This is a genomic window from Actinoplanes sp. OR16 (genome assembly GCF_004001265.1).
Taxonomy (GTDB): Bacteria; Actinomycetota; Actinomycetes; order Mycobacteriales; family Micromonosporaceae; genus Actinoplanes.
This window is the reverse complement of record NZ_AP019371.1, coordinates 6,249,780-6,271,495: the sequence shown is the minus strand read 5'-3', so window position 1 is coordinate 6,271,495 and position 21,716 is coordinate 6,249,780. Positions and strand designations below refer to the sequence as shown.

Annotated in this window: 22 protein-coding genes; 6 read left to right on the top strand and 16 right to left on the bottom strand. The window is 69.8% G+C overall.

Annotated elements, in window-relative coordinates:
• Positions 1 to 21 precede the first annotated feature (21 nt).
• Positions 22 to 2,988: a discoidin domain-containing protein gene (locus EP757_RS28680; protein ID WP_127551209.1), complete on the bottom strand. Its 2,967-nt coding sequence runs from the start codon at positions 2,986 to 2,988 to the stop codon at positions 22 to 24.
• A 139-nt stretch (positions 2,989 to 3,127) separates the two neighbouring features.
• Here EP757_RS28680 and EP757_RS28675 point away from each other — a divergent pair, with 139 nt between their 5' ends.
• Entirely contained in the window at positions 3,128 to 3,796 is a 669-nt protein-coding gene (locus EP757_RS28675; protein WP_127551207.1) for a DUF305 domain-containing protein, read from the top strand.
• A 61-nt stretch (positions 3,797 to 3,857) separates the two neighbouring features.
• On the opposite strand, the gene EP757_RS28670 is transcribed toward EP757_RS28675, so the two are convergent.
• Entirely contained in the window at positions 3,858 to 5,246 is a 1,389-nt protein-coding gene (locus EP757_RS28670; RefSeq protein ID WP_127551205.1) for a DUF1996 domain-containing protein, read from the bottom strand.
• Positions 5,247 to 5,439: 193 nt separating this feature from the next.
• Here EP757_RS28670 and EP757_RS28665 point away from each other — a divergent pair, with 193 nt between their 5' ends.
• A complete protein-coding gene (locus tag EP757_RS28665; RefSeq protein WP_127551203.1) occupies positions 5,440 to 6,537 on the top strand; it encodes a LacI family DNA-binding transcriptional regulator in 1,098 nt (365 codons plus the stop codon).
• A gap of 155 nt (positions 6,538 to 6,692) precedes the next feature.
• Here EP757_RS28665 and EP757_RS28660 read toward each other — a convergent pair whose 3' ends face one another.
• The 3 genes from EP757_RS28660 to EP757_RS28650 all read right to left on the bottom strand — a co-directional run bounded on the left by EP757_RS28660 (position 6,693) and on the right by EP757_RS28650 (position 9,890).
• Complete coding sequence (locus tag EP757_RS28660; RefSeq protein WP_127551201.1) at positions 6,693 to 7,937, bottom strand: vanadium-dependent haloperoxidase; 1,245 nt, start codon at positions 7,935 to 7,937, stop codon at positions 6,693 to 6,695.
• 147 nt (positions 7,938 to 8,084) lie between these two features.
• A complete protein-coding gene (locus EP757_RS28655) occupies positions 8,085 to 8,888 on the bottom strand; it encodes an SDR family oxidoreductase (RefSeq protein ID WP_127551199.1) in 804 nt (267 codons plus the stop codon).
• Between the two features lie 30 nt (positions 8,889 to 8,918).
• The gene (locus tag EP757_RS28650; RefSeq protein WP_127551197.1) at positions 8,919 to 9,890 is read right to left on the bottom strand and encodes an alpha/beta hydrolase; all 972 of its coding nucleotides are present in this window, start codon (positions 9,888 to 9,890) and stop codon (positions 8,919 to 8,921) included.
• Positions 9,891 to 9,987: 97 nt separating this feature from the next.
• Here EP757_RS28650 and EP757_RS28645 point away from each other — a divergent pair, with 97 nt between their 5' ends.
• Positions 9,988 to 10,356 (top strand): cyclic-phosphate processing receiver domain-containing protein, encoded by a 369-nt coding sequence (locus EP757_RS28645; protein ID WP_127551195.1) that lies wholly within the window; start codon positions 9,988 to 9,990, stop codon positions 10,354 to 10,356.
• Here the strand turns inward: EP757_RS28645 and EP757_RS28640 are convergent.
• Together EP757_RS28640 and EP757_RS28635 are read right to left on the bottom strand one after the other, a co-directional pair.
• On the bottom strand, positions 10,338 to 10,766 hold the full coding sequence (locus EP757_RS28640; RefSeq protein ID WP_127551193.1) for a hypothetical protein: 429 nt from the start codon (positions 10,764 to 10,766) through the stop codon (positions 10,338 to 10,340). The genes EP757_RS28645 and EP757_RS28640 overlap by 19 nt on opposite strands.
• 83 nt (positions 10,767 to 10,849) lie before the next feature.
• On the bottom strand, positions 10,850 to 11,485 hold the full coding sequence (locus EP757_RS28635; RefSeq protein ID WP_127551191.1) for an alpha/beta hydrolase: 636 nt from the start codon (positions 11,483 to 11,485) through the stop codon (positions 10,850 to 10,852).
• Positions 11,486 to 11,672: 187 nt separating this feature from the next.
• Between EP757_RS28635 and EP757_RS28630 the strand changes: the two genes are divergently transcribed.
• Positions 11,673 to 11,951, top strand: a complete 279-nt coding sequence (locus tag EP757_RS28630) for a hypothetical protein (protein WP_127551189.1) — start codon at positions 11,673 to 11,675, stop codon at positions 11,949 to 11,951.
• A 31-nt stretch (positions 11,952 to 11,982) separates the two neighbouring features.
• Here the strand turns inward: EP757_RS28630 and EP757_RS28625 are convergent, their stop codons facing one another.
• The 3 genes from EP757_RS28625 to EP757_RS28615 form a co-directional block, all read right to left on the bottom strand.
• Complete coding sequence (locus EP757_RS28625) at positions 11,983 to 12,393, bottom strand: hypothetical protein (protein WP_127551187.1); 411 nt, start codon at positions 12,391 to 12,393, stop codon at positions 11,983 to 11,985.
• A gap of 163 nt (positions 12,394 to 12,556) precedes the next feature.
• Entirely contained in the window at positions 12,557 to 13,360 is an 804-nt protein-coding gene (locus EP757_RS28620; protein ID WP_197725400.1) for an SDR family oxidoreductase, read from the bottom strand.
• A gap of 15 nt (positions 13,361 to 13,375) precedes the next feature.
• Positions 13,376 to 13,582 carry a hypothetical protein gene (locus tag EP757_RS28615; RefSeq protein ID WP_127551183.1) on the bottom strand — a complete coding sequence of 69 codons (207 nt, stop codon included), beginning with the start codon at positions 13,580 to 13,582 and terminating at the stop codon, positions 13,376 to 13,378.
• Positions 13,583 to 13,679: 97 nt separating this feature from the next.
• Here EP757_RS28615 and EP757_RS28610 point away from each other — a divergent pair, with 97 nt between their 5' ends.
• Complete coding sequence (locus EP757_RS28610) at positions 13,680 to 14,387, top strand: SDR family NAD(P)-dependent oxidoreductase (protein WP_127551181.1); 708 nt, start codon at positions 13,680 to 13,682, stop codon at positions 14,385 to 14,387.
• Here EP757_RS28610 and EP757_RS28605 read toward each other — a convergent pair.
• From EP757_RS28605 to EP757_RS28590, 4 genes are all read right to left on the bottom strand, one after another.
• Positions 14,381 to 14,719: a group 1 truncated hemoglobin gene (locus tag EP757_RS28605; RefSeq protein WP_127551179.1), complete on the bottom strand. Its 339-nt coding sequence runs from the start codon at positions 14,717 to 14,719 to the stop codon at positions 14,381 to 14,383. The genes EP757_RS28610 and EP757_RS28605 overlap by 7 nt on opposite strands.
• 163 nt (positions 14,720 to 14,882) lie before the next feature.
• Positions 14,883 to 16,160 (bottom strand): ABC transporter permease, encoded by a 1,278-nt coding sequence (locus EP757_RS28600; protein ID WP_232050719.1) that lies wholly within the window; start codon positions 16,158 to 16,160, stop codon positions 14,883 to 14,885.
• On the bottom strand, positions 16,160 to 16,837 hold the full coding sequence (locus EP757_RS28595; protein WP_127551175.1) for an ABC transporter ATP-binding protein: 678 nt from the start codon (positions 16,835 to 16,837) through the stop codon (positions 16,160 to 16,162). Before EP757_RS28595 ends, EP757_RS28600 begins: the two co-directional genes overlap by 1 nt.
• Positions 16,834 to 17,811 (bottom strand): efflux RND transporter periplasmic adaptor subunit, encoded by a 978-nt coding sequence (locus tag EP757_RS28590; RefSeq protein WP_232050048.1) that lies wholly within the window; start codon positions 17,809 to 17,811, stop codon positions 16,834 to 16,836. The genes EP757_RS28595 and EP757_RS28590 overlap by 4 nt, the downstream gene beginning before the upstream one ends.
• 150 nt (positions 17,812 to 17,961) lie before the next feature.
• Here EP757_RS28590 and EP757_RS44675 point away from each other — a divergent pair, with 150 nt between their 5' ends.
• Positions 17,962 to 19,893 (top strand): GGDEF domain-containing protein, encoded by a 1,932-nt coding sequence (locus tag EP757_RS44675; protein ID WP_305030439.1) that lies wholly within the window; start codon positions 17,962 to 17,964, stop codon positions 19,891 to 19,893.
• On the opposite strand, the gene EP757_RS28580 is transcribed toward EP757_RS44675, so the two are convergent.
• The gene (locus tag EP757_RS28580; protein ID WP_127551171.1) at positions 19,863 to 20,522 is read right to left on the bottom strand and encodes a DUF3159 domain-containing protein; all 660 of its coding nucleotides are present in this window, start codon (positions 20,520 to 20,522) and stop codon (positions 19,863 to 19,865) included. The two genes, EP757_RS44675 and EP757_RS28580, sit on opposite strands and share 31 nt — an antisense overlap.
• 29 nt (positions 20,523 to 20,551) lie before the next feature.
• A complete protein-coding gene (locus tag EP757_RS28575; protein ID WP_127551169.1) occupies positions 20,552 to 21,685 on the bottom strand; it encodes an MFS transporter in 1,134 nt (377 codons plus the stop codon).
• Between the last annotated feature and the right edge of the window lie 31 nt (positions 21,686 to 21,716).

The window sequence follows — 21,716 nt, the reverse complement described above, 5'->3', positions numbered from 1 at the left end:
CGAGCGCCATCGATGTCTTTCTCAGGCCCGGTAGACGCCGAACTCCCACAGCGAGTAGCCGTAGGTGGTCGCCCGGGCCGTGCCGTTCACCCGGACATATCGCCCGGTGCCACTGACGGCGAGCTCATCGAACCCACCGTCGGCACCGGCCACCGTGTGAATTGTCCGGAAATTTACGCCGTCGTCGGACACCTGGATCGTGTAGGCGGTCGCGTACGCGGCCTCCCACGCCAGCCGCACCCGGTTGAACGACTGGACCGAGCCGAGGTCGACCTGCAGCCACGCCGCGTCCACCCACTCGCTGGCCCACCGGGTGCCGTAGTCGCCGTCGACCGCGTACGCCGGCAGCTGCGGCCCGTTGGTGCCGGTCGGCTGGTGACTCGAAGCGGTCACCGGCCTGCCGCGGGACAGATCCGTGCCGGGGACGGCCGGCGGGACGACCCGGAACGAGCGCTGCTCGATGCCGACGTTGCCGTGACCGTCGTAGGCGTAGACGTAGACCTTCCAGACCCCGAGCGCTTCCGGGGCCCGTACCGAGAAGGTTCCTGATCCTGTCTTCTCGAAGGTCAGGTGGCTGAGCCCGCGATTGCCGGTGATGTGTTTGTCGCCGGCCATCAGGTTGTAGCGCAGGAGATCGCCTTGAGGATCGTTAGCGGACACGGTGACCGTGAACGTTCCGCCGGCCGGCACGCTCGTCGGAGTGCTCACCGTCATCGCGCTGATCTCCGGCGGGGTGTTCGGCGCGCTCTGCCCGGTGTAGGCCTGACGGACCGCGTGGTAGCCGAGCCGCCGCCAGCCGCCCGTCGTGGTGTTGAGCCAGACGCCGCCGAAGTCGTTCTCCAGCCCGTAGTGGAAGAGGGTCGCTCCCAGTGCGACGCCGGGGTGGCCGGTGATCGCGTTCCACGCGTAGGTGTATCCGGACTTCTTGGCCGCGTCCGACGGTTCGGCCGGCACCCCGTTGACGTCGTTCGGGACCTCCCACTCCCCCGCCGGTCCGCCCTCGGTGAGGATGTACGGCTTCGTGTGACCGCCGGCGATCCAGTCCCGTTTCACCGTGTCGATCGCGCCGTAGGAGTTCACCGCGAGCAGATCGAGGTCCGGGGCGTGCGGCTTGTAGTAGGTCCACGCGTGCGTGTACGCATCCGTCGAGGTCACCGGGTGGTTCGGGTCGGCGGCGTGGATGGCAACGGCGATCTCGTTCACGAATTTCGCGTACGCCACCCGTCGCGCTTCGACGACGTCAGCGGCGAGACCGTAGTTCTGCATCTCGAGGATGACCTCGTTGCCGACATCCCAGAGCAGAACGCCTTGCCTGCCCTTCAGGTCGTTGACCGCCTTGAGGATGTCCGCTCTTGCCGCGCTCTTGTAGGCCGCGTCGTTCACATAGTCGGCACCGTGGTTCAGCCACAACCCGACGATGACCTTGATCCCGTAGCGAGAAGCCGTGTCGAGCAGGGAAGGCGTCGCCGCATCCGGACCCCAGATGCGGATCGTGTTGACACCCATGTTCGCCAGGTCACGCATGTACCCGTCGGCGGCACCCTGCGGTGGACCATAGGTCATCCCCTTGACCTGCCACGGAGCTCCGTTGACGGTCAGTCGCCAGTTCCCCTGCGTCCCCGTGACCTTGACGACGCTCGGACCGGCGGGAATGGGAGGATCGGACATCTCGGGGGCGGCTTGAGCCGTCAGGCGGGAGACCGACACCGAGTCGACGCTCAGCACTCCACCCGACGTCGTCGCGCTGGTCGGCGTCGTCCGGCCGTTGTTGATCGCGTTCGGCAGCGAGCCGCCGATCGCCAGGTCGAACCGCAGGTAGAAGCCGTGATGCACGGCCGCCTGCCACGCCGCCACGCCGACCTGCGACTCGCGGACCACCCAGGTCTGCCTGCCGTCGAGGTAGAACCGGATCTCCTCGTCGGTCTTCGTCCGGTCGATGACCTGCGCGTACTCGTGGTAGCCGCTCTGGCAGCCGTCGCAGGTCGCGAACCCCGACGACCGCCCGTTGTACTCGGCGCACACCCCGTCGGGCGCCGTCCCGCAGTGCAGCGTCTGCGCGAGCTGCCCGCGCCCGTTCACGTCGGTCATGATGTCGGTCTCGCCGACGCCCGGCCAGTTCGTGAAGTTCCCCCGATAGGCCGCGCCGGTCGCCCGGAATCCCGGCCAGTACCCGAGCCCGTTCGCGACACTGGGCTGCTTCAGCACGGCGGTGAATTTCAGCTGCTCACCGCGTTGCGGCGTGAAGTCGGCCCGCTGCGTCTCGATCCGGCCCGACGTCCACCTGCCGCCGCCGTCGCGGATCGCCGTGATGTTCAGCTTCCCGGCGCCGTCGAGCGCGACGTTCGCCGTCGCATCACTGGCGGTCTCGACCGAGCCGGTCCCCCAGTTCGCGGCGCCGCCCGGGTACTGCGTGCCGGTCCGCATCAGCCAGTTCGCGCTGCTCGGGCTGGTGTTCGCCGGCCCGTCGAAGGTGTCGCTCCAGATGGTGGTGAAGGCATCCTGCGGCGGCGTACTCCCGCCGTCCGTCCCGAACACCTGGAACTCCCAGAGCGAGTAGCCGTAGCCGGTCCCTCGTTGCGTCAGGTTGAGCCGGATGTAACGGCCATTTCCGCTTGCGTTGATCGACTCGGTGCCTCCGGCACCATTGCTCACGGCCTTGACGGTGGTCCAGGCGCTGCCGTCGTTCGAGGTCTGGATGTCGTACGTCTTACCGAACGCTCCCTCCCAGCTCAGCACGACGCGGGTGATCCCGGTGACCGCGCCGAGGTCGATCCTGATCCACTGAGGGTCGGAGAACTGACTCGACCAGCGGGTCCCGGCGTTGCCGTCGACGACGTTGGCGGCCGCCCAGGCGTCGCCCTCCTGTGACGAGGCGACGACGGGCTTGCCCTGAGAGAGCAGCACTTCGGCGGCCCGCGCGGGAGCGACCCCCGCCAGTCCGACGACAGCAGCAACGAGCGCGACCAGTGTCGCCAGCCGTTTACTCATGATCTTTTCTCATGCTCGCACCAATTCGGGGGAAGGGACTCGGAAAGCGCTCTCCAAGTTCGGCGATTGTTTCGCCCACGTTGCCGAACGTCAATAGAAACCATTGACACGCCCGGTTCCGGAACCAGACACTGCCCCGGTGCCACCAAATGACCCCCCATTCCCCACCGCCGGCCGCGCCATCGTCGTCGCAGCTCTCACCGTGGTTCTCACATCAGGCCTCACCGCCTGCTCCGAGCCCGCGCAACCGGCCACCCGGCCCTCCGCATCGCCGTCAGTCGCCGCGTCCTCCGTCGGCGCACCTGCGATACCCGCGCCCTCGGCCGGCGCCGCCTCGATAGCCGCGTCCTCCGCCGGCGCTGCCTCGGCCGCCTTTTCGACGACCGACACGGCCTGGATCGAGATCAGCATCGCGATGGACGAGCAGCTGCTCCCACTGCTCGACCTCGTACCCACCCACAGCGCCGACACCGTCCTGCGGGAGCTGTCCGAGCAGCTCAGGACGCGTACTGATGAGGAACTGACCGCATTGCGCACCCTGCACGACGCCGCCGGCCTGCCCGCCGAGAACCCGCACAAGGGCATGCCGATGCCCGGCATGGTGACGCCCGAACAGGTCACCGAGGCAGCCGCGACGACCGGCGACACCTTCGACACGCTGGCCCGGACTCACCTCTCCGCCCACGCGAAGCAGTGCGCGAACCTGATCGGCTCGTTGCTCAAGACGGACAGCCCGCCTCAGGTCGTCACCCTCGCCGGCGTCATGAGAACCAACGCCGAATTCGTGCTGACGACCCTCGAGAAATAATCTCGGCGAAAAAGCGTTATCGAAGAGGCCCGGAACCGTCGCGCCGGGCCTCTTCACATTCTCACGGCAATTCGTAGTTCTCGTTCAATGCGGCTCCCCGCTCCGGCTTGTACTGATCGAACCCACGCGGATTACACTGCAGTCCACCGTTGATGCAATGACGCACCAGGGCGGCGAGCGTCGCCGGGTCCCAGACGTTGTAGACGTCGTAGTGGAACGAATATCCCCGCCCACTGGAGAACCGGACCGCCGACATGTTGCCGCTGACCGGCCACGCCATCTTGAACTCGATCATCGGCACGGCCACCGGATGGGACACCGGGCAGACCCCGTTGACCGGGTACGACATGTGGCTCTTGTGATCGGGCGAGTCCAGGTGGATGCCGTTCCAGCAACTCGGCGCCTGGTACCGCGCGTTGAGCTGTGTGCCGGCCGGGCACGTCGCCGGGATGTCCCAGTTGAACGAGCTGTTACCGCACTCGAACCCCTCGACCGCACCCGGCGAGTACCGGAACTCGTCCTGCGTGGCCGTCGGACTCCCGACCACGTAGCGCAGCCCCGGCGGGAACGGCCGCACGCTGCGGTAGTCGATCACACCCGACTTGTAGTAGATGACCTGCGGACCGTCGGGCTGCACCGCCTGGTCGCCGTTGAGCAACGTCGGCATCCAGTACCCGGTCTTGTCCCCAGGTGTGATGCACGACGTGCCGCCGGCCTGCAGACTCTGCAGCGTCGAGTTCGCGTTCGTGGTCCGGTTGCCCATGAACGTGTGCGAGTGCGACGCCCCCGGCAGGTTCGGGAAGACGATCGGGTCGTCGTTCAGGTTGGACCTGCTCACCGAGCAGTTGGCCTGGAACTCCCGGTGCGTCACCGGCGGGTTCTGCGCGGGCGGCGTCTCGGTGGACGGCACCACCCCGGTGACCGGCGGATTCGCGTACACATATCCCGGCCCGTCGGTCGGCGGCGGCGTGGCCGTCGACGTCCCGTAGACCTGGAACTCGAACAGCGAGTACCCGTATCCGGTCCCCCGCTGCGTCCCGTACATCCGGACGTACCGCCCCGACCCGCTGACGGCCAGACTCTGTTTCCCGCCGGTCGCGTTCGTCGTGCTGTAGATCGTCGTCCAGGCGTTCCCGTCCGGCGACGTCTGAATCTGGAAGGCCTTCGCATAGGCCGCCTCCCAGTCGAGCACCACCCGGCTGACGGTAGCCGTGGCCCCGAGATCGACCCGCAACCACTGCGGATCGGCCCACTGACTACCCCACCGGGTGTCAGCCCGCCCGTCGAAGGCGGCGATGGCCGGCGACTCCCCGTTCTCCAGGGAGGACGCCAGTGCGGGTCGCCCCTGCGAGAGCAGGGTTTCCGCAGCCTGGGCAGCCTGATTACCCGCGACCGCCAGAGCCGCGGCCAGAAGTGTGACGCCCAGAGGCGCCAGGATCCGTTGTCGCACAGTGTCTCCTTGAAGCTGAGGACGGACAGGAGACTTGGAGAGCGCTTTCCAAGCATCGTTCCGCCCATAGCCACCCGTCAATAATCCGAGGTTCCGGAACCGTCTTCTTCCGCGCGCCGGTCCTCACCACGTCGCTCTCCCCACTCGTGGCGGGGTCCACGGAAAGCGCTCTCCCCGTGCTATAACTTCGGGCATGCAGAGCCACCGGCTGCCCACGCTCGAAGACGTGGCACGCGTGGCGGGTGTCTCGCGCGCGACCGTGTCCCGCGTCATCAACGGCATCCGCAACGTCGACCCGCAACTGCACGAGCAGGTGTGGAGCGCCGTGGACGAGACCGGTTACGTCCCCAACAAGCTCGCCCGCTCGCTGGTGACCCGCCGCTCCGGGACCGTAGCCCTGGTCGTCTCCGACTCCGAGACCCACGACGACGACCCGTTCATGAGCCGCTTCTTCTCCGACCCCTATTTCGGGCGCGTCGTCGGCGGCCTCATGAGCGTCCTCCGCCCGGCCGGCGTCCAGCTGGCTCTCCAGATGGTCGGCACCGACGGTCACAAACGCCTGGTCGGCGACCTCCGCAACGGCCAGGCCGACGGCGCCGTGGTCCTCTCCCTCCCCGCACACGACCCCCTTCCCGGAATGCTCGCCGAAGCCGGCATCCCCGCCGTACTCATAGGCCGCCCCTCCGAACCCGTCCCCATCAGCTACGTCGACCTGGACAACTCAGCCGGCGCCGAACTCGCCGCCGACCGCCTGGCCGCCGGCCGCCCAGCGTCCGGCCACCCAGCGCCCGACCACCCAGCGTCCGGCCGCCCAGCGCCCGACCACCCAGGGACCAGCCGCCCGGCCATGATTTCCGGGCCGCCCGATGTGCCGGCCAGCGTCGATCGCATCTCCGGGTTCCGCCGGGCCATGGCGCGGCACGGGCACGCCTGGCTGCCATCGGCCAGTGGCAACTTCACGCAGGAGAGCGGGGCGGCCGCCATGCGCACGCTGCTCGACGCCCATCCCGATCTGGACGCGGTCTTCGTCGCGAACGACCTGATGGCCCTCGGCGCACTCCTGGTCCTGCGCGATGCGGGCCGCCGCGTGCCGGAGGACGTGGCAGTGGTCGGCTTCGACGACTCGAGCGCCGCGCTGGCTGCCCGGCCCGCCCTCACCACGGTCCGGCATCCGCTCGAGGACATGGCCGCGGAGGCCGCCCGGCTGCTGCTGGCCCGGATCGACGACCCGTCAGCCCGGGTCAGCTCGGTCATCTTCGAGCCGACGCTGGTCGCGCGTCAGACCGCGTGATGAGGACTGCCGGGCCGATCGCACCGGCCCGGGCTTGAGGTGGATTCCGCTTCGCCTTCTCATGCCGTCCGTTCTACGCGCCCCGGCATGACACCGGCATAAGCGCCGCCGTCACGCCGGTGTTAGGCCCGCCGCGGCACGCTGACGTCATGAACTCAGCGCCTCGCGAACTCCCTCGCCAGCACATACCGGGCCACCTGGTTGCCGAGCTGCACGCCCTGCACGTCTGCCGTGCGGAAGTGCACGCCGCCCCAGATCCGCGCCTCGGTGACCTCAGCGACCGCCTCGGAGAAGCTGTCGAAGCTCCGGACCGTCCCCGAGTCCGAGCTGTAGGCACTGAAGGGGATGTCGTCCCGCCCGAAGAACTGCCGCAGCGCCGTCATGATCGCCGCAGTCGAGCAGGAGTGCCCCGACGTGTGATCGGGGAACGGCGGCGTGATCAGCAACGGCATCCAGGTCGGATCGGCGCTGGTGGCCGGGTTGCCGTCGGTGTCGGCCAGCTGCACCGCGGTGACCGGCCGCCAGAAGTTCCACTGCCTCTTCTGCGTGAAGCAGGCGATCGTGGCGTCGGCCCGTGCGATGTCGGCCATGGCGTACATCCTGGCGGTCTGCAGCGGGCTGAGCCGCTGGGTCTGCGCGATCTGCCGCTTGATCTCCCATTCGGTCTGCCGCCGGTCGTGCCACCAGATCGCCGACTCGGTCTGGTCCTGGGTGCGGGCCGTGCCGGCAGCCCCGCCGAGTGCCTTGATCTCGTTCAGATCGCGGGCATAGGCGGCGCTGGTCAGCGCGGGCGGGCCGGCAGTGCGGAACGTGTCGCCGCCGGGGATGACGAAAGGCCGGATGCCGTCGACCTGGGCGCCGTCCTGGGCGAAGGCAGGCGGGGTGGGCCGCCACTGTCCCGGTTCGGTGCCGATCACCCAGCCGGCCTGCGCGTCGGCCCCGTCGCCGGCCCGCGACCTGATCATGGCGTCGGCCGCGGCCTCGCCGGCGGCGATCCCGTCCCGCTCGGCACGCCCGTTCCGCACGGTGGCGAGCGAGTCGGCGTACTGGGCGTCGAGCGTCGCGGCCTGCCCCGGGAAAAGACTGAGCAGCACACGATAGGCCGCCGTGGCGACAGCGGCGTCGAGCGAGGCGCCGCGGCGGACCTTCGGAGCGATCAGGTACGGCTCGTACGGCGTGCCGGCCACCGCGTTGGCGGCGTCATAGACCGCGCCCTGCACCATCGCGAACGTCCGGCCGTTGACGTACGGCGCCTGGCGTGCGACCTCGTACGCCGCGGTCTCCGAGTGCACGGCCCAGGTGATGACCATGTTCGGTGCGGCGGCCCGTGCGTCAGCGGGTGCGAGAAGCAGCGGCGCGGCGAGCAGGAGAGCGACCGCTCCCCGGATCCTTCGAAGCATGTCGGTGCACCCCCGTGGGTGGGCGGATCGGCCGTACCTCAGCCTTCCGGCGCCCGCCCACCCGGGCAAGACATCGACATACGACTATGTCAGTCGTTTCGTTTCATGACGGGTTCTGGGAGTTTGCCCGCCTTCTGGTGCGTGAGCCTACTTCTGTGCGGATCCGGGCTCGGCCATCTTGCGGTGCATCTCGGCCTTGAGGCGGTCCGGCATCACCTTGGCGCCGACACCCTGTGCCTTCGTCTTCCAGGAGCCGGCCACCACCTTCTCCTTGTCCTTGCGCATCGCCTCGAACCCCTGCTTCGCCACCTGGGCCGGGTCGTCCTTCTTACTGGCGCCGACCTTCGTGTCGTCCATCTCCGCGCGGTGGAAGAAGTTGGTTTCGGTCGGGCCGGGCATCAGGGACGTCACGGTCACGCCGGTGTCGTCGAGTTCGGCTCGGAGCGCCTCGGCGAACGACTGCACGAACGACTTCGAGGCGTTGTAGACGGCCTGATACGTACCGGGCATCTCGGAGGCGATCGACGAGGTGAAGAGCACCTGCCCGCCGCCCCGGGCCACCATGTCGGGCAGCACCCGCTTCGCGAGGTGGACCGTGGAGGTGACGTTCACGTCGATGATGTTCAGCTCGTCCGCGAGGTCGGTCTGGCGGGTGAAGTCACCGCCGATGCCCCGGCCCGCGTTCAGGGCGATCGCGTCCACCTGACGGCCCGACTCCAGGATCGCGGCGTAGACCTGCTCGACGCCCTCGAAGGTCGCCAGATCCGCCCGAACCGCGGTCACCTGGTTCCGCCCGTCCCGCCGGAGGCCGGCGGCCGCCTGCTCGATGGCCTCGTCCTCGGCGACGATCAGCAGGTCATAGTCGTGCTCGGCGAACTGGCGCGCCAACTCGTACCCGATACCGCTGGACGCGCCAGTCACCACTGCGAACTCGTTGATTTCGGTCGTCATGCCGTCAGGGATGCCCCCGCCGGCATCGTTCTAACTGCCACTGAGCGTCTCGATGGCGCCGCTGCCCACCAGGCTGTCGTAGTAGGCGCCGCCCGGGTAGTACGCCGCGGTCGTGGTGCCGTCCACCGCGTCGGCCGTCCAGTTGACCGCGAGGGTCTGCAGGATGGCCACGTTCGCCGCCTTCGACGTGCCGGCGGTCAGGGTGCAGAGGACGTTGGTGCTGCTGCCCTCGGCGTCACAGTGCGAGCCGCTGGTGAGGCGGACTCCGAGGAAGTCGCGGTCCAGGTCACCGGTGAGTTGCACGGTCCCGCTCGCGTTGCTGTTCGCCAGGTAGGGCGGCGACGAGATCGTGCGGATCGGCAGCGAGGTGCCCGCGATGCCGGCGAGGCCGGTCGCCATGTTGCTGCCGAAGATGGACTTGACCGGGTCGAGCAGTTGAACGTAGTCGAGGTTCGCGAAACTGGCGGGGTACGCCGTACGCAAGGTGTTGGCGATGTAGGTGACCGCCTCGCCGCCGGCGGAGTGACCGGCCAGGACGTAGTTCGCCGGGAGGGCGCTGCCGGAACGACCGGCGGACTTGGCTGCCGCGGCGTAACTCTTCGCGAGTGCGCCACCGGTGTTCGTGGCGTTGCCGATCCAGCCGGCGACGCTGTTCAGGAAGACCGTGTTGTTGCCGAGGTTGTTGACCGTACAGCCGTAGATGTCGGCCGACGGCAACGTCGGCGCGAAGACCAGGAAGCCGGCCGCCTGGTACTTGCGAGCCAGGTCGGCGACGTTGTCGTTGGCGCGGGAGAAGCCGTGCTGCAGATAGACGAGGGCCTTCGGCGTCGTGGTCGCGGGGAAATACCAGTCGGCGTCCGGCGTGTAGTTGTAGATCCAGCAAGGAACGGAGATCTCGCCATCCACCTCGACGGCAGCGGCCTGGGCTGCCTGCGGGGTGGCGACGATGGTAGCGGCGGTCAGGGCCAGCGCCGCGACGGCACGGCGCAGGGACAGAGACACGGGACCTCCAGGAGGATTGGTCGTAACGCTCTCCGAAACAGTGTTTCCATTAACAAGTGTCGACTGTGAACTGTCAAGGGGGTGGAATGATGCGGGGATGGATCCCTCACGCACGATCGTGCTCGTGGACGATCTGCGCTCGTTCGCCGACGGGCGGATCGCTCTGGTGGCGAGGACCAGCGCCGCGGGCGTCCAGCTGCTCGATCAGCTGCGGAAGCGGCGGGTGGACGAGCTCTGGCTCGATCACGACCTCGGCGGCGACGACACGATCTGGCCGGTGGTGGAGGTCCTGGAGCGAGCCGCGTTCGAGGAGACCCCGTTCGACGTCGGCGCGATCTACGTGCATTCGGCGAACCCGGTCGGGGCCGGGAAGGTGGCGCAGGTGCTGGGGCGGTGGGGCTACCCGGTACGAGTGGTCTCCGGGTCCGGATCAGGGCTCTCGGCGAGTCAGCAGACCCAGACGTAAAGGGCGCTCTCCGCCGTGACGGCGGTTCGGGCCAGGCCGGCGATGTCGGTCAGGAGGTCGTTCGCCAGTTCCTCGTCGATGTCCTCGTCCTCCTCGGCGCGCAGTGCGATCCACTGCTCGGCCAGGAGTTCCAGGGCCGGGCCGTCGGAGGTGGAGAGCGCCCGGGTCAGCGAGGCCGGGAAGGCCAGGACCACGGGATCGTCGCCTTCACTCACCACGCCGGCGCCGCCGGCCTCCTCGATCTCCATGAGAGATCGGTCGGTGGCGAGGCTCTCCCACTCGGCGAGGGCCGTCCAGACGTCGAAGTTCCCGTAACCGGCGGACGGCAGATCCTCGCCCGGCCCGCCCTCGGCCAGGGCTGCGGCGGAGTCGTCGTCGGCCGCCACGAAGAAGGTGATGATGGAGCTCATCGACGCATTATGGGGCAGACCGGCTCACGCCGTGGTCCCTCCCGCGCGCCGCCGGCCACGCGCACGGCAGGAGGAAGGGGTGATCAGGCGAGGCGGGTGTGGAGCCAGGCCGAGAGGGCTTCGACCACGGGGAGGGTGAGGCCATGGCCGGCCGGGTCCCGGCGGCTGGTCAGGGCGGCGTTCGACTCGTCGTGGAGGTAGTTCCAGGTCCGGTCCAGCAGTTCGCGCGGGATCACGGTGTCGTGGGTGCCCTGGGCCACGAAGACGGGGACGTTCGCGAGGCGGCCTGGGGTCACTCGCACGCCGGCGTCGAAGGGCAGGGTGCCGTAGAGGATCACTGCCCCTGCGTAGCGGGACGGGTCGTCCAGGAGCAGGCCGCCGGCGAAGGCGGCTCCGCCACTGAAGCCGACCAGGAGTACGGGGCGGGTGGCGGGGGCCTCGGCGTCCAGCCACCGGCGGAACCAGGTCATGCCGGTTCGCAGGGATGCGGGTACGGGACGGCCGATGCCCCGGTTGGCGAACCAGGCGTAGCCGGCGCCCTCGGCTATCGGGGCTCGGACCGCGGCGTAGGCGGCGGCGGAAGGGAGGTGGTCGGCGAGGGTGAGGATTTCGCGTTCGTGGGAGCCTCGGCCGTGGAGGAGTACGACCAACGGGGCGGCGGGGTCCGGGGATCCGGCACGGGCGACGACGGGTGTTTCAGCAGCGGCTGCGGTTGGCACGCCGAGAAAAGTAGCCGCCAATAGTTGAAGCGTCAACCTTTTGGACTGCGACGGGGCGGCACGGGCGAACCCTGCGGCACAGGTCGATCTCCACTGTGGAAAAGTTCACTGTGCGTGATGAACGACCTACTCGGGTTCGGCGTATTCACTGTTGCCGGGGTCACACCGGCCTACCGAGGAGGGCATCATGACGGTCCGGGAACTGCAGCGCCAAGAGGCACAACATCACTCGGGGGCGATTCTGCGCAGCCACGGACGGTTCGCTCGGCAGTTCGAGGTGGACGGGCACGTGATCACGCTGGGTGTCGATCCCGGGGTCCGTGGTGGGCTGTACTACCTGCCATCGGCGCCTCGGTGGGATGACGGGACCCCGGTTCCGCGGGAGATCGCGTCCACCCTTCAGCCGATCATCGAGGAGGTGGAGCGGTTCTGGGGGACGTGGCCTGAGTTCCGGGCGATCCTTTAGCCCGGCAGCGGGCCCCGTGGCGAGCAGGGCCTCAGTTCGGGTTGGTGGTGATCGTCGTCTGCTGGTCGCCGGAGGGGCTGCCGTCGGAAGGGTTGTCGTCGGCGGACATGCGTAGCGGGGCGGCCAGGAGCGCTGCGGCTGCCAGTACGGCCAGGGCTGTGCGCCAGGCGCGGAGGGAACGCCACCAGGGCAGGGCCCAGAGGAGGAGCCACAGCGCGAGGAAGAGGACCACGTGTTCGCCGATCAGGCCCAGGGTGCGTTCTTCGCAGCCGTTCGCCGTCGCCACGTCGTGACAGATCGCCGGGGCCTGGGTGCCGGTCAGCGTGATCACGGCGAGGATCAGGGTCAGCGGCGGGACGATCACGAGGGTGGCGATAGGGGTGACGATCCAGCCGGTCAGGTCCCGCTCACGGGTCTTGCGCGGAGGCGCGTCGATGGGCATGGACGGCGATCGTAGCGGAATCAGGCCGGATGACGGTGACTGCGATCGGACGGTCCCCGGACCAGGTCGATCGCGGAGCGCCGGAGCGCTGACACGGATTCGCGGCACGCCGGAGCGCGGACACGGACACGGAGTCACGACACCCCGGAAGCCGGGAGCACTGTCATCGGGTCAGGTTGTGTTTGCGGTGGGTCACCTTGGCTACCAGGGAGGCGGGCAGGAGGCGGCGCAGGGCGAAGACGGCCGGGGCGTTGCTGCCTACCGCGTAGAGCTGCTTCGGGCGGGGCGCTTCGATCGCCTTGAGCACTGTGGCGGCCACCTGTTCGGCGGTGATGCCTCGGCTCTCGTTGTGGTCGAGCGCGGTGAGCATCTTGTCGAATTCGGCCCGGTGCGGCGAGTCGGGTGCGATGTACTTGGTGCGGCGCTCGCTGATGCCGGTGTTGATCGAGCCGGGTTCGACGGTGGTGAACCAGACGTCGTACGGCGAATACTCGTGGCGGGCGCCGTTACTGAAACCCTTGATCGCCGCCTTCGAGGCGACGTAGGACGACCGGTAGGCGAGCGGGAACGACGCCAGCATCGAGCCGACCATGACGACCCGGCCGTGACGGCGTTCGCGCATGCCGGGCAGGGCCAGCTGGGCGAGCTGGACCGGGCCGAGGACGTTGACCTGGAAGAGGCGGCGCAGCGCGTCGGCCGGCAACTCCTCGAGCGGGCCCGACTGGCTCTCCCCCGCGTTGTTCACCAGCACGTCGGTGCCGGCCAGCAGGTCCGAAAGGGACGCGATCGAGGTGTCGTCGGTGAGGTCGAGCGCCACATAGTCGACACCCGGGGCCTTCTGTTCCGGCTTCAGCGCGTCCGGGTTGCGGCTCGTGCCGACGACCCGGTAGCCACGGCTGCTCAGGGCGGCGGCAGTGGCGAGGCCGATGCCCGACGATGCTCCGGTGACCACGGCGGTGCGATTCACCGGCACACCATAACGTCAGTCGTGCCGGCGCACGAGGATCGCCAGCAGGACCGGGGCGGTTCCCGCGATCAGGGCGGCCAGGCCCATGATCGGGTCGCCGGAGCTGAAGGCGATCCAGGTGTTCACCGCGGCGATCACCACGATCACGGCCAGCGCCAGCCAGAGCAACACGGCCATGACGCGGCGGGCGGTGGCAGGGACCTGGGATGTCTCCACTGTCATCAGCTGCTCCTCTTCATCCGGCCATCCCGTCATATGAGTCAGCGGCTCGTGACGCCGAAGTGTCACTACCCGTTCACCATATGATCGAATCAGCAGTATGGATCTCGGAATCGCTGGGCGTAAGGCCTTGATCGTCGGCGGCAGCGGATTGATCGGGCGGGCCGTCGCGGCTTCGCTGCTGCGCGAAGGGGCCACGGTCGTGCTGGCGGGTCGTGACCAGGGAAGACTGGATGCCGCAGCTGCCGACCTTGGAGCGTCCTCGACGGTGGCGCTGGATAATCGACTCCAGGATTCCGTCACCGCGGCCGCCGAAGAAATCGGAAAAGCCGGGAATGTCGACATCCTGGTGAACGCGGCCGCCCCTCCCGCCCACACCCTCGATCCCGCGCTCGATCAGGATCCCGAGCAGATTCTCGCCGCCGTGGACGCCAAGACCATCGGGTACCTGCGGACCATGCACGCGCTCCTGCCCGGGATGCGGGACCGCGGATTCGGGCGGGTCGTGAACATCAGCGGGCAGAACGCGTTCACCACGCGGACCGTCGTGGGGACGGTCCGGAACAGCGCGGTGATCACGGCTTCGAAGGCGCTGGCGGACGCGTACGCCGGGTCGGGAGTGACGATCAATGTGGTCAACCCGGCCATCGTGACGGCCACCCCGAGGGACACCGTCGAGCCGGCGGCCGGCGGGGATTCGACGCCGGAGCAGGTGGCGGCTCTCGTGACCTATCTGGTGTCGTCACACGCCGCGGCGATCACCGGGGAGTCGATCGCCGTGGGGCACCGGGTATGGGGAGTTCAGTGAACGATGTCCGGGGCGGTGGCGGCCAGAACCGCCCGGACTGAGGCCAGCAGGTCGTCGTCGGCACCGAGACCGGCCAGGACGCCGATCAGGTAGGCGCCCACCAGGTCGTAGTCGGCTGCGGTGACGGCGAGGCGGGCGTGGGCCGTTCGCAGGTCGCGGCCGGCGTAGGCCGAGGGGCCGCCGAGGACCTGGGTCAGCAGCGCCGTCATGTGCTGTTTGAGGTGGCCGATGTCGACGCCGGCGAAGTACGGGGAGAGACGGTCGTCGGACAGGATCACGCGGTAGAGGGCGTCGACCGCCGCGGGAACGGTCCGCGCATACAGGGTTTCCACGCCGACAAGATAGACAGTGGACGATGCCTTCCGCTGCCTGATCGCGGACTGAGAGAAAAAGGGCGCAACCACTCACGCAGGCCGCCCGGCGCGGGAGCGAAGCGAACCCGCGCCGGGCCCTCGGCGTGAGCAGCGGTCTGCACCACCCACCCCGCTGCGAGATCTAGGCTCTCATGACCGTGGCGATCGGGATGCCGGCGGCGCGGATGGCCGGGATGAAGCCGCCGAGGATGCCGGCGATCAGGCCCGCGATGATGCCTGCCACGCCCGCGTCCCAGGGGAACTGGACGTTGGCGAGCAGTGGTTCGGAGTCGCCCATCACCATCGACACCACCTTGAGGCCCGCCACTCCCGCGCCGATCGCCGCCGCCGCCGTGAGCAGGCCGGTCAGCATCGTCTCGGCCAGGACGATCCCGGCGAGCAGGGCGCGGGGCGTGCCGACCGCGCGGCGCAGGGCGAACTCCTCGACGCGTTCGCCGACGGTCGCCAGGCCCACGTTGAGGATGCCCGCCACGCCGATCAGCAGGACCAGGCCGGCCATCGAGAGGAAGATCAGCCGCATCAGCATGAGCTGCTTCTCCATCTGCTTGCGGTTCTCGACGACGTTGACGTAGGCCTCGACGCCGGCGCCCTTCAAGCGGGTGGTGAGCACCTGCTCGACCGGGCTGCCGCCGACGGTCATGACCGTGATGCCGTAGCCGTAGTTCGGATCGACGAGACTGCCGGCGGGCAGCCAGTTGGTCAGCTCGTCCTGGCGGACGTAGGCGCGCGGCTGGTAGTCGCCGTCGTGGACGACACCGGCGATCTGCGGCGTGATGTTGGCCTTCGCGCCGCGGACGCGCATCTCGGCGGGCACCCGGTGATCGCGGAAACCCTTCGCGGCCTCCTCGTTGATCACGATCTTCGGGGCCATCGCCGGGACCGTGCCCGACGTCAGCCAGTCGCCGGAGACCGGGCGCAGCGGGCGGAACGAGAGCAGGTCGCCCTTCACCGCGGTGAGCAGGATCTCGATGGCCTCGCCGGTGGGCGGCCCGGGCACGCAGTTGCCGGCGTCGTCGCAGACCTCGGTGCCGCCCCAGCTGCCGGCCTGGTCGAACGGCGACGCCCCCGGGTTGATCGGGCTGACGCCGGGCTCACCGATGATCGCCTGCACGTTCATCAGGCTGACCGCGTCGTCGCGGCCGTTCAGCGTGCCGGAGACGATATCCGGGGACTTCTCGTGCGGCATCACGTCGATCACCACGGTGCCGTCGTAGCCGGACTGCAGCTCGACGTCGGACATCAGCGCGCGCTCGGCGATGCTCGCGCCGGCCTGCACGGTGACGACGGCGAGCACACCGAGGAACAGGCTGATCATGGAGAGCAGGGTGCGCAGCTTTCGGGCCCGGATGCCCTGGAGGCCGATGATCAGGGAGGAGCGGAACCGCCCCGACAGCCGCATCACGTCAGTACCCCGTCGACCAGGCTGAGCGTGCGGCCCATCCGCGCCGCGTGGTCGCGGTCGTGGGTGACCAGGATCAGCGCGCAGCCCCGGTGGGTGGCCGCCGACAGCGCGTCGATGACGGCCGCGCCGGTCTCGGTGTCCAGGGCGCCGGTCGGCTCGTCGGCCAGCAGCACCCGCGGGTCGCGGACCAGGGCCCTGGCGATCGCCACCCGCTGCTGCTCGCCACCGGACATCTTGGTCGGGCGGTTCTTCGCGAGATGCGCGATGCCTACCTGATCAAGAGCTTCCATCACCCGGGTACGGCGTTGCCGGCGGGGCAGCCAGCCCTGGCCGTTGACCAGCGCCATCGCCACGTTCTGCGCGGCGGTCAGGTGCTTGAGCAGGAAGAAGCGCTGGAAGACGAAACCGAAGTGCGAGCTGCGCAGCTTCGCCGCCTTGCGTTCCGGCAGGCGGCTGATGTCCTCGCCGGCCAGCAGATAGCTACCGGAGTCGGGCCGGTCGAAGAGTCCGAGAATGCTCAGCAGGGTGCTCTTGCCGGAGCCGGAACGGCCGACGATGGCGGCGCTCTCCCCCGCGTGCACGGTGAGGCTCACGCCGTCCAGGATCGTGCGCGGTTGCTCCTGGCCCTTCAGCACACGGGTGATGCCGTCCAGGTGGATCAGAGGCTGGTTCATCCGCCCTGCCCCGGCTGCGCATCGGCGGTCGGCAGGTTCGGGCCCGGGATCGCGATCGTCTCGTCGCCGGTCAGGCCCTTCTTGATCTCGATGACCTTGCCGTCGGTCAGGCCCAGGGTCACGTCGACGGTCTTGCGGTTCTGGTTGTCGTCGACGACATCGACCTTGCCCTTGCCCTGCGTGCCGGCGACCGCCTCGACCGGCAGGACCATGACGTCCGAGGCCTTGCCGGTGACGACCTCGAGGGTCACGTCGGCGCCGTTGATCAGGGTGACGGTGGTCGGCGGGGTGCAGACCAGCTGCAGGCCGGTGGCTTCCGAGCCCGGTGCTGCCGGAGCCTCCTCGACCGGTTGAACGGGCGCGACCGGCGCACCGGAGGCACCGGTGGTGGGCGCGGTCGTCGGCGGGGGCTCGGGAATCGTGCCGGCCGGGAGGGCCGCGATGGTGCCCTTCGGCTTGCACTTGAACGGGCCGGGACCGTTCTTGATCTGACCGGTCACGCTCGAGACGGCGCCCGAGATCCGGTACGCCTGAGCGCTGTCGATGTCGGCCACGATGCCGTACCCGGAGTGCCGGGCCGACACGATCGGCATGCCCTTCGCGACCGTCGACCGGTCCTCCATCAACCGGCCCGCCATGATCGAGCCCTTCGGGATGGTGACCTCGCGCGGCTGGCCGTTCTTCCAGACCGTCGCGACCCAGCGGGCCTCCTCGGCCGGCTTCGTCGAGGGCGTGCGCTGGACGTACCGCACCTCGCCGCCGATCGGCGCGACCACGCCGAAGACCGGGTCGATGGCGACCTTCCCGGCGAGGCTGATCTTGTTGACGAGGTCCTGCCGCTCGGCTTTCACCGTGGTCAGAACAGTGCCGCGCTCCGCGAGGCCGGGCGTCTGGGCCGGTTCCTCGTCGGAGGTGCAGCCGGCCAGCAGCATCGCGGCCGCCACTGTCACCGCCCCCGCACGTTGTCTTCTCACGGGCCCTCTTCCGCCGGGCCGGGACTTCACCCCCGGCAATGATGATCTCTGATGCGCTGCGCGCTGCGGGCACGGTACAGGGCCTTGGCAAACCTCGGCTCAAGCGGCGCAAACCTCAACTCAGCGTCACCGTCGCCGATCAGAGCGCTCATGAACCAGTGGCGGCAGCGCGCTATCCGGGTCGCCGCCGCCTACGGCTTCATCCCGCCGTTGCTCTGCGGCGCGTACACGGTCGCGACGTGGCACGACGGCGAGCACCGCCGTCTCATGCTCGCCGTCGCCCTGATCATGCTCGCCTTCGCGACCGGTGGCTGGCTGGCCGCCACCCGGCTCACCGCGTCCCGGCTCTGGCGTCTGCCACTGCTCGCCAGCGTCACCGCCAACCTGGCCGGGGACACGGTGCTCGGCCTCCTCGACGGCGGGGTGGCCGGGCCGCTGGGCACGCTGGTGCCGGCGACCTCGGTGTTCCTGGCGATCGTGCTCCAGCCGCCGGTGTTCGTCGTGTTCTGGGCGGCGAGCGCGGTCGCCTACGGCTCACTGGTGATCTACGGGGATCCGGCGCCGCCCGGATACGCGATGGTCCACACCCTGGCCTTCGGCGCTGCGGCGCTGCTCTGCCTGCGGCACTCGGCGGTGCTGTCGTCGCTGCGGCGGCGGCTGGCGTACACGTCGCGGACCGATCCGCTGACCGGGTGCCTGAACCGGCGCGGGTTCGACGAGAAGCTGGCCGCGGCGGTCGCCGAGGGGAAGCCCTTCACGCTCGTTCTGCTGGACCTCGATCACTTCAAGAGCGTCAACGACACGTACGGGCACCAGGCCGGGGATGACCTGCTGGCGTGGGCGGGGGCTTCGGTGCGGGCCGCCGGGGTGGCCGGGCGGCTCGGAGGTGACGAGTTCGCGCTGCTGCTGCCCTCCACGAGCGGCATCGCCGGGCTGCGTGCGCGACTGGATCAGGCCACGCCGTCCAGCCTCGGCTACGCGACATTTCCGGCAGTCGCGGCGGAGGACCTCTTCGCCGTTGCGGATGCGAGCCTCTATCGCGACAAATCAGGCAAGACGAAGATCGCCGCCAGCGCGGAACAGGTGGCGTTCGCGCGTACCCAGGCCACGAAGAACGGCCCGGCGGCAACCGTCGAGACGCGGGAACGACGCCGGCACTCGATCGCCGACCCCGGCTGGATGGCGATGGCACAGACCGCCGTCGCCCTCGTCTACGTCATGTTCTTCCGGACCGGCCACCACCACTGCGCCGCCATGATCGCCATCTGCGTCTGGGGCTTCGCCGCCGGACTCGCCGTCGTGGCCGCCGCGGACTGGCTCAGCCGCACGCGGATGGCCCGGCCGCTGATGCTCGCCTACGCGGCCAGCTCGTTCCTGAGCTGCGCCGCCATCGCCGCGCTCGACGGCGGCGTGGACAGCCCGCTCGGTGTCGGCATGCTGCTCTCCATCCCGTTGCTGATGCTCGGCATGCGCCCGGTCGTCGCGGCGCCGGTTGCGGTCGCCGCCGGGGGCCTGTACGTGCTGGTGGCGATCCTGGCCGGCGACCCCGGCTTCTGGTACGTCACGATCAACCTGCTCGGCACGGCCGCCACCGCCGTCGCCTGCGCGGTGCAGGGCCGGGCCGCCGCCGATCAGCGCCGCAAGCTGACCCGGGCGGCGAGCGTCGACGCGCTCACCGGAGTGCTGAACCGGCGCGGTTTCGCCGAGGATTTCACCGCCTCCCCCGGCGCCGGCCTGCTCGTCATCGACCTCGACGGCTTCAAGCAGCTCAACGACGCGCACGGCCATGCGGCCGGGGACGATCTCCTGCGCTGGGTGGCCCGGACGCTTCTCTCCTCGGTACGCCCGGAGCACCGTGTCGGCCGCCTCGGCGGCGACGAGTTCGTCGCGCTGGTGGACGGTGACGCGCACGCGATCGCCGCAACGGTCCGGGACGCGCTCGCCGAGCGGACCGGCGCGAGCATCGGCGTGGCGGTGGCCGGCCCGGACGGCGACGACTTCGACGCGCTGTACGTGGTCGCCGACGCCCGCCTCTACGAGCAGAAGAAGGCTCAGGCGGTGGCTCGGACCGCGGTGGCCTGATCGGGGATCCGCGGGTGGCGGAGTCCGGGGTGGCCCTCCGGCAGGTTGCGGCGGATCACCCACCAGCTCACCGCGAGACACGCCGCCACCAGCGGCCAGCTCAGCAGGACCCGGGCGATGCCGAGCTCGGCCACCCGGCCGGCCTCGTAGAGCGGCACGAAGACGGCGACGCGGACGACGTATTGACCGACCCACACCCAGCTGCCCCGCGAATACGCCTTGACCAGGGCCGGGTCGCGCCGCCAGCGGGTGCGCTGCTTGAGCACGGTGCCCACGACGATGCCGAGCAGCGGCCAGCGCACCACGATGCTGACGATCCAGAGCAGCGCGGAGGCGGCGTTGCTGAGCAGCTGGAGCAGGAAGAAGTTCTCCGCCCGGCCGGTGCCGAGCGCGATCAGCCCGGCCACACAGACGCCGAGCAGGCCGATCACCACGGCGCGGGGCTTGTCACCACGCCGCATCCGCCACACCGACAGCGCCAGGGCGAACGCCACCGCGGCCCCGACACCCGCCCAGATCGACGAGTCGCCGATCAGATAGCCGGCGACGAACCCGATCGGCGGCAGCGACGCGTCGACCGCCGCCCGACGCCCGTTGAGCAACTCCGCCAGCGATTCCGGCTGCGCCATTTCCACCTGTTCCTTCCAGTTAGGTGAGCCTAACTCACCAGAGGCGCGGTGGCGCGGCTCGGGGGCCTGCGGACCGCCGGCGCCAGGACCGCCACCGTGGCGGTGAGCGCCGCCACCAGCCACAGCGCGCCGCCCAGGCCGATCAGCCCGGCGAGGGCGCCGATCAGCGGCGGACCCGCGATGAATCCCAGATATCCGCAGGTGGAGACGGCGGCGACAGCGGTGGCCGGCGCGTCGCTGCGCTGGGCCGCGGCGGTGAAGATCACCGGGACGAGGGTGGCCAGCCCGGCGCCGAGCACCGCGAAACCGGCGATCGCGGACCAGGTGGTTCCGATCAGCAGTGCCGCGGCGAGAGCCACCGAGGCGGTCGCGGCGGCGATCCTGACCGTACGCACGGAACCGGCCGTGGCGACGACCCGATCCCCGACGAGACGCCCGGCCGTCATCGTGATGCTGAAGGCCACGAAACCCGCACCGGCCAGCCCCGGGCCCGCCCCGAGCGCCGTCAGGTGGACGGCGCTCCAGTCGGCGGCGGCGCCCTCGGCGAGGAGGCCGGCGAACGCGAGGCCGCCGAGCGTCCACGGCTTTCTATTAACACCTTTTGTCGGTTTTGCTCCGACGGGTTCCGGGATCGGCGTCCGCCGGATCGCCACGGCCACCGCCAGGCCCAGGAGGCCGGCCACGATCAGGTGGGCTCGCACGGGCACGCCCGCACCTGCGGCGAGCGATCCGGCCACGGCCCCGGCCAGGCCGCCCGCGCTGAGTGCCGCGTGCATGCCGGAGAGGATCGGGCGGCCGTACGACCGCTGCACCCCCAATCCGGCGGCGTTCATCGCGACGTCGAGCGCGCCCATCGCCGCGCCCCAGACGAGCAGCGCGGCGAAGAGCCACGGCAGCGCCGGCGCGAGCCCGATCAGCGGCAGGCTCAGCGAGAACGCCGTCAGCGCGCCGCCGGTGACCCGGCCGGCACCGAACCGCCGTACGAGCAGGCCGGTCATCAGCATCGAGCCGACCGATCCGAGCGCCGGGGCGAACAGCGCCAGCCCGAGCCGCGCGTCGTCGAGTCCCAGCGCCTCCTGGACCGCCGGGATACGCGGGGCCCAGGTCCCGAAGAGGACGCCGTTGGCAGCGAACGTGGCAGTGACCGCGATCCGCGCGTTCATTCCGCCTCCTGGTTTACCGGTCAACCACCGG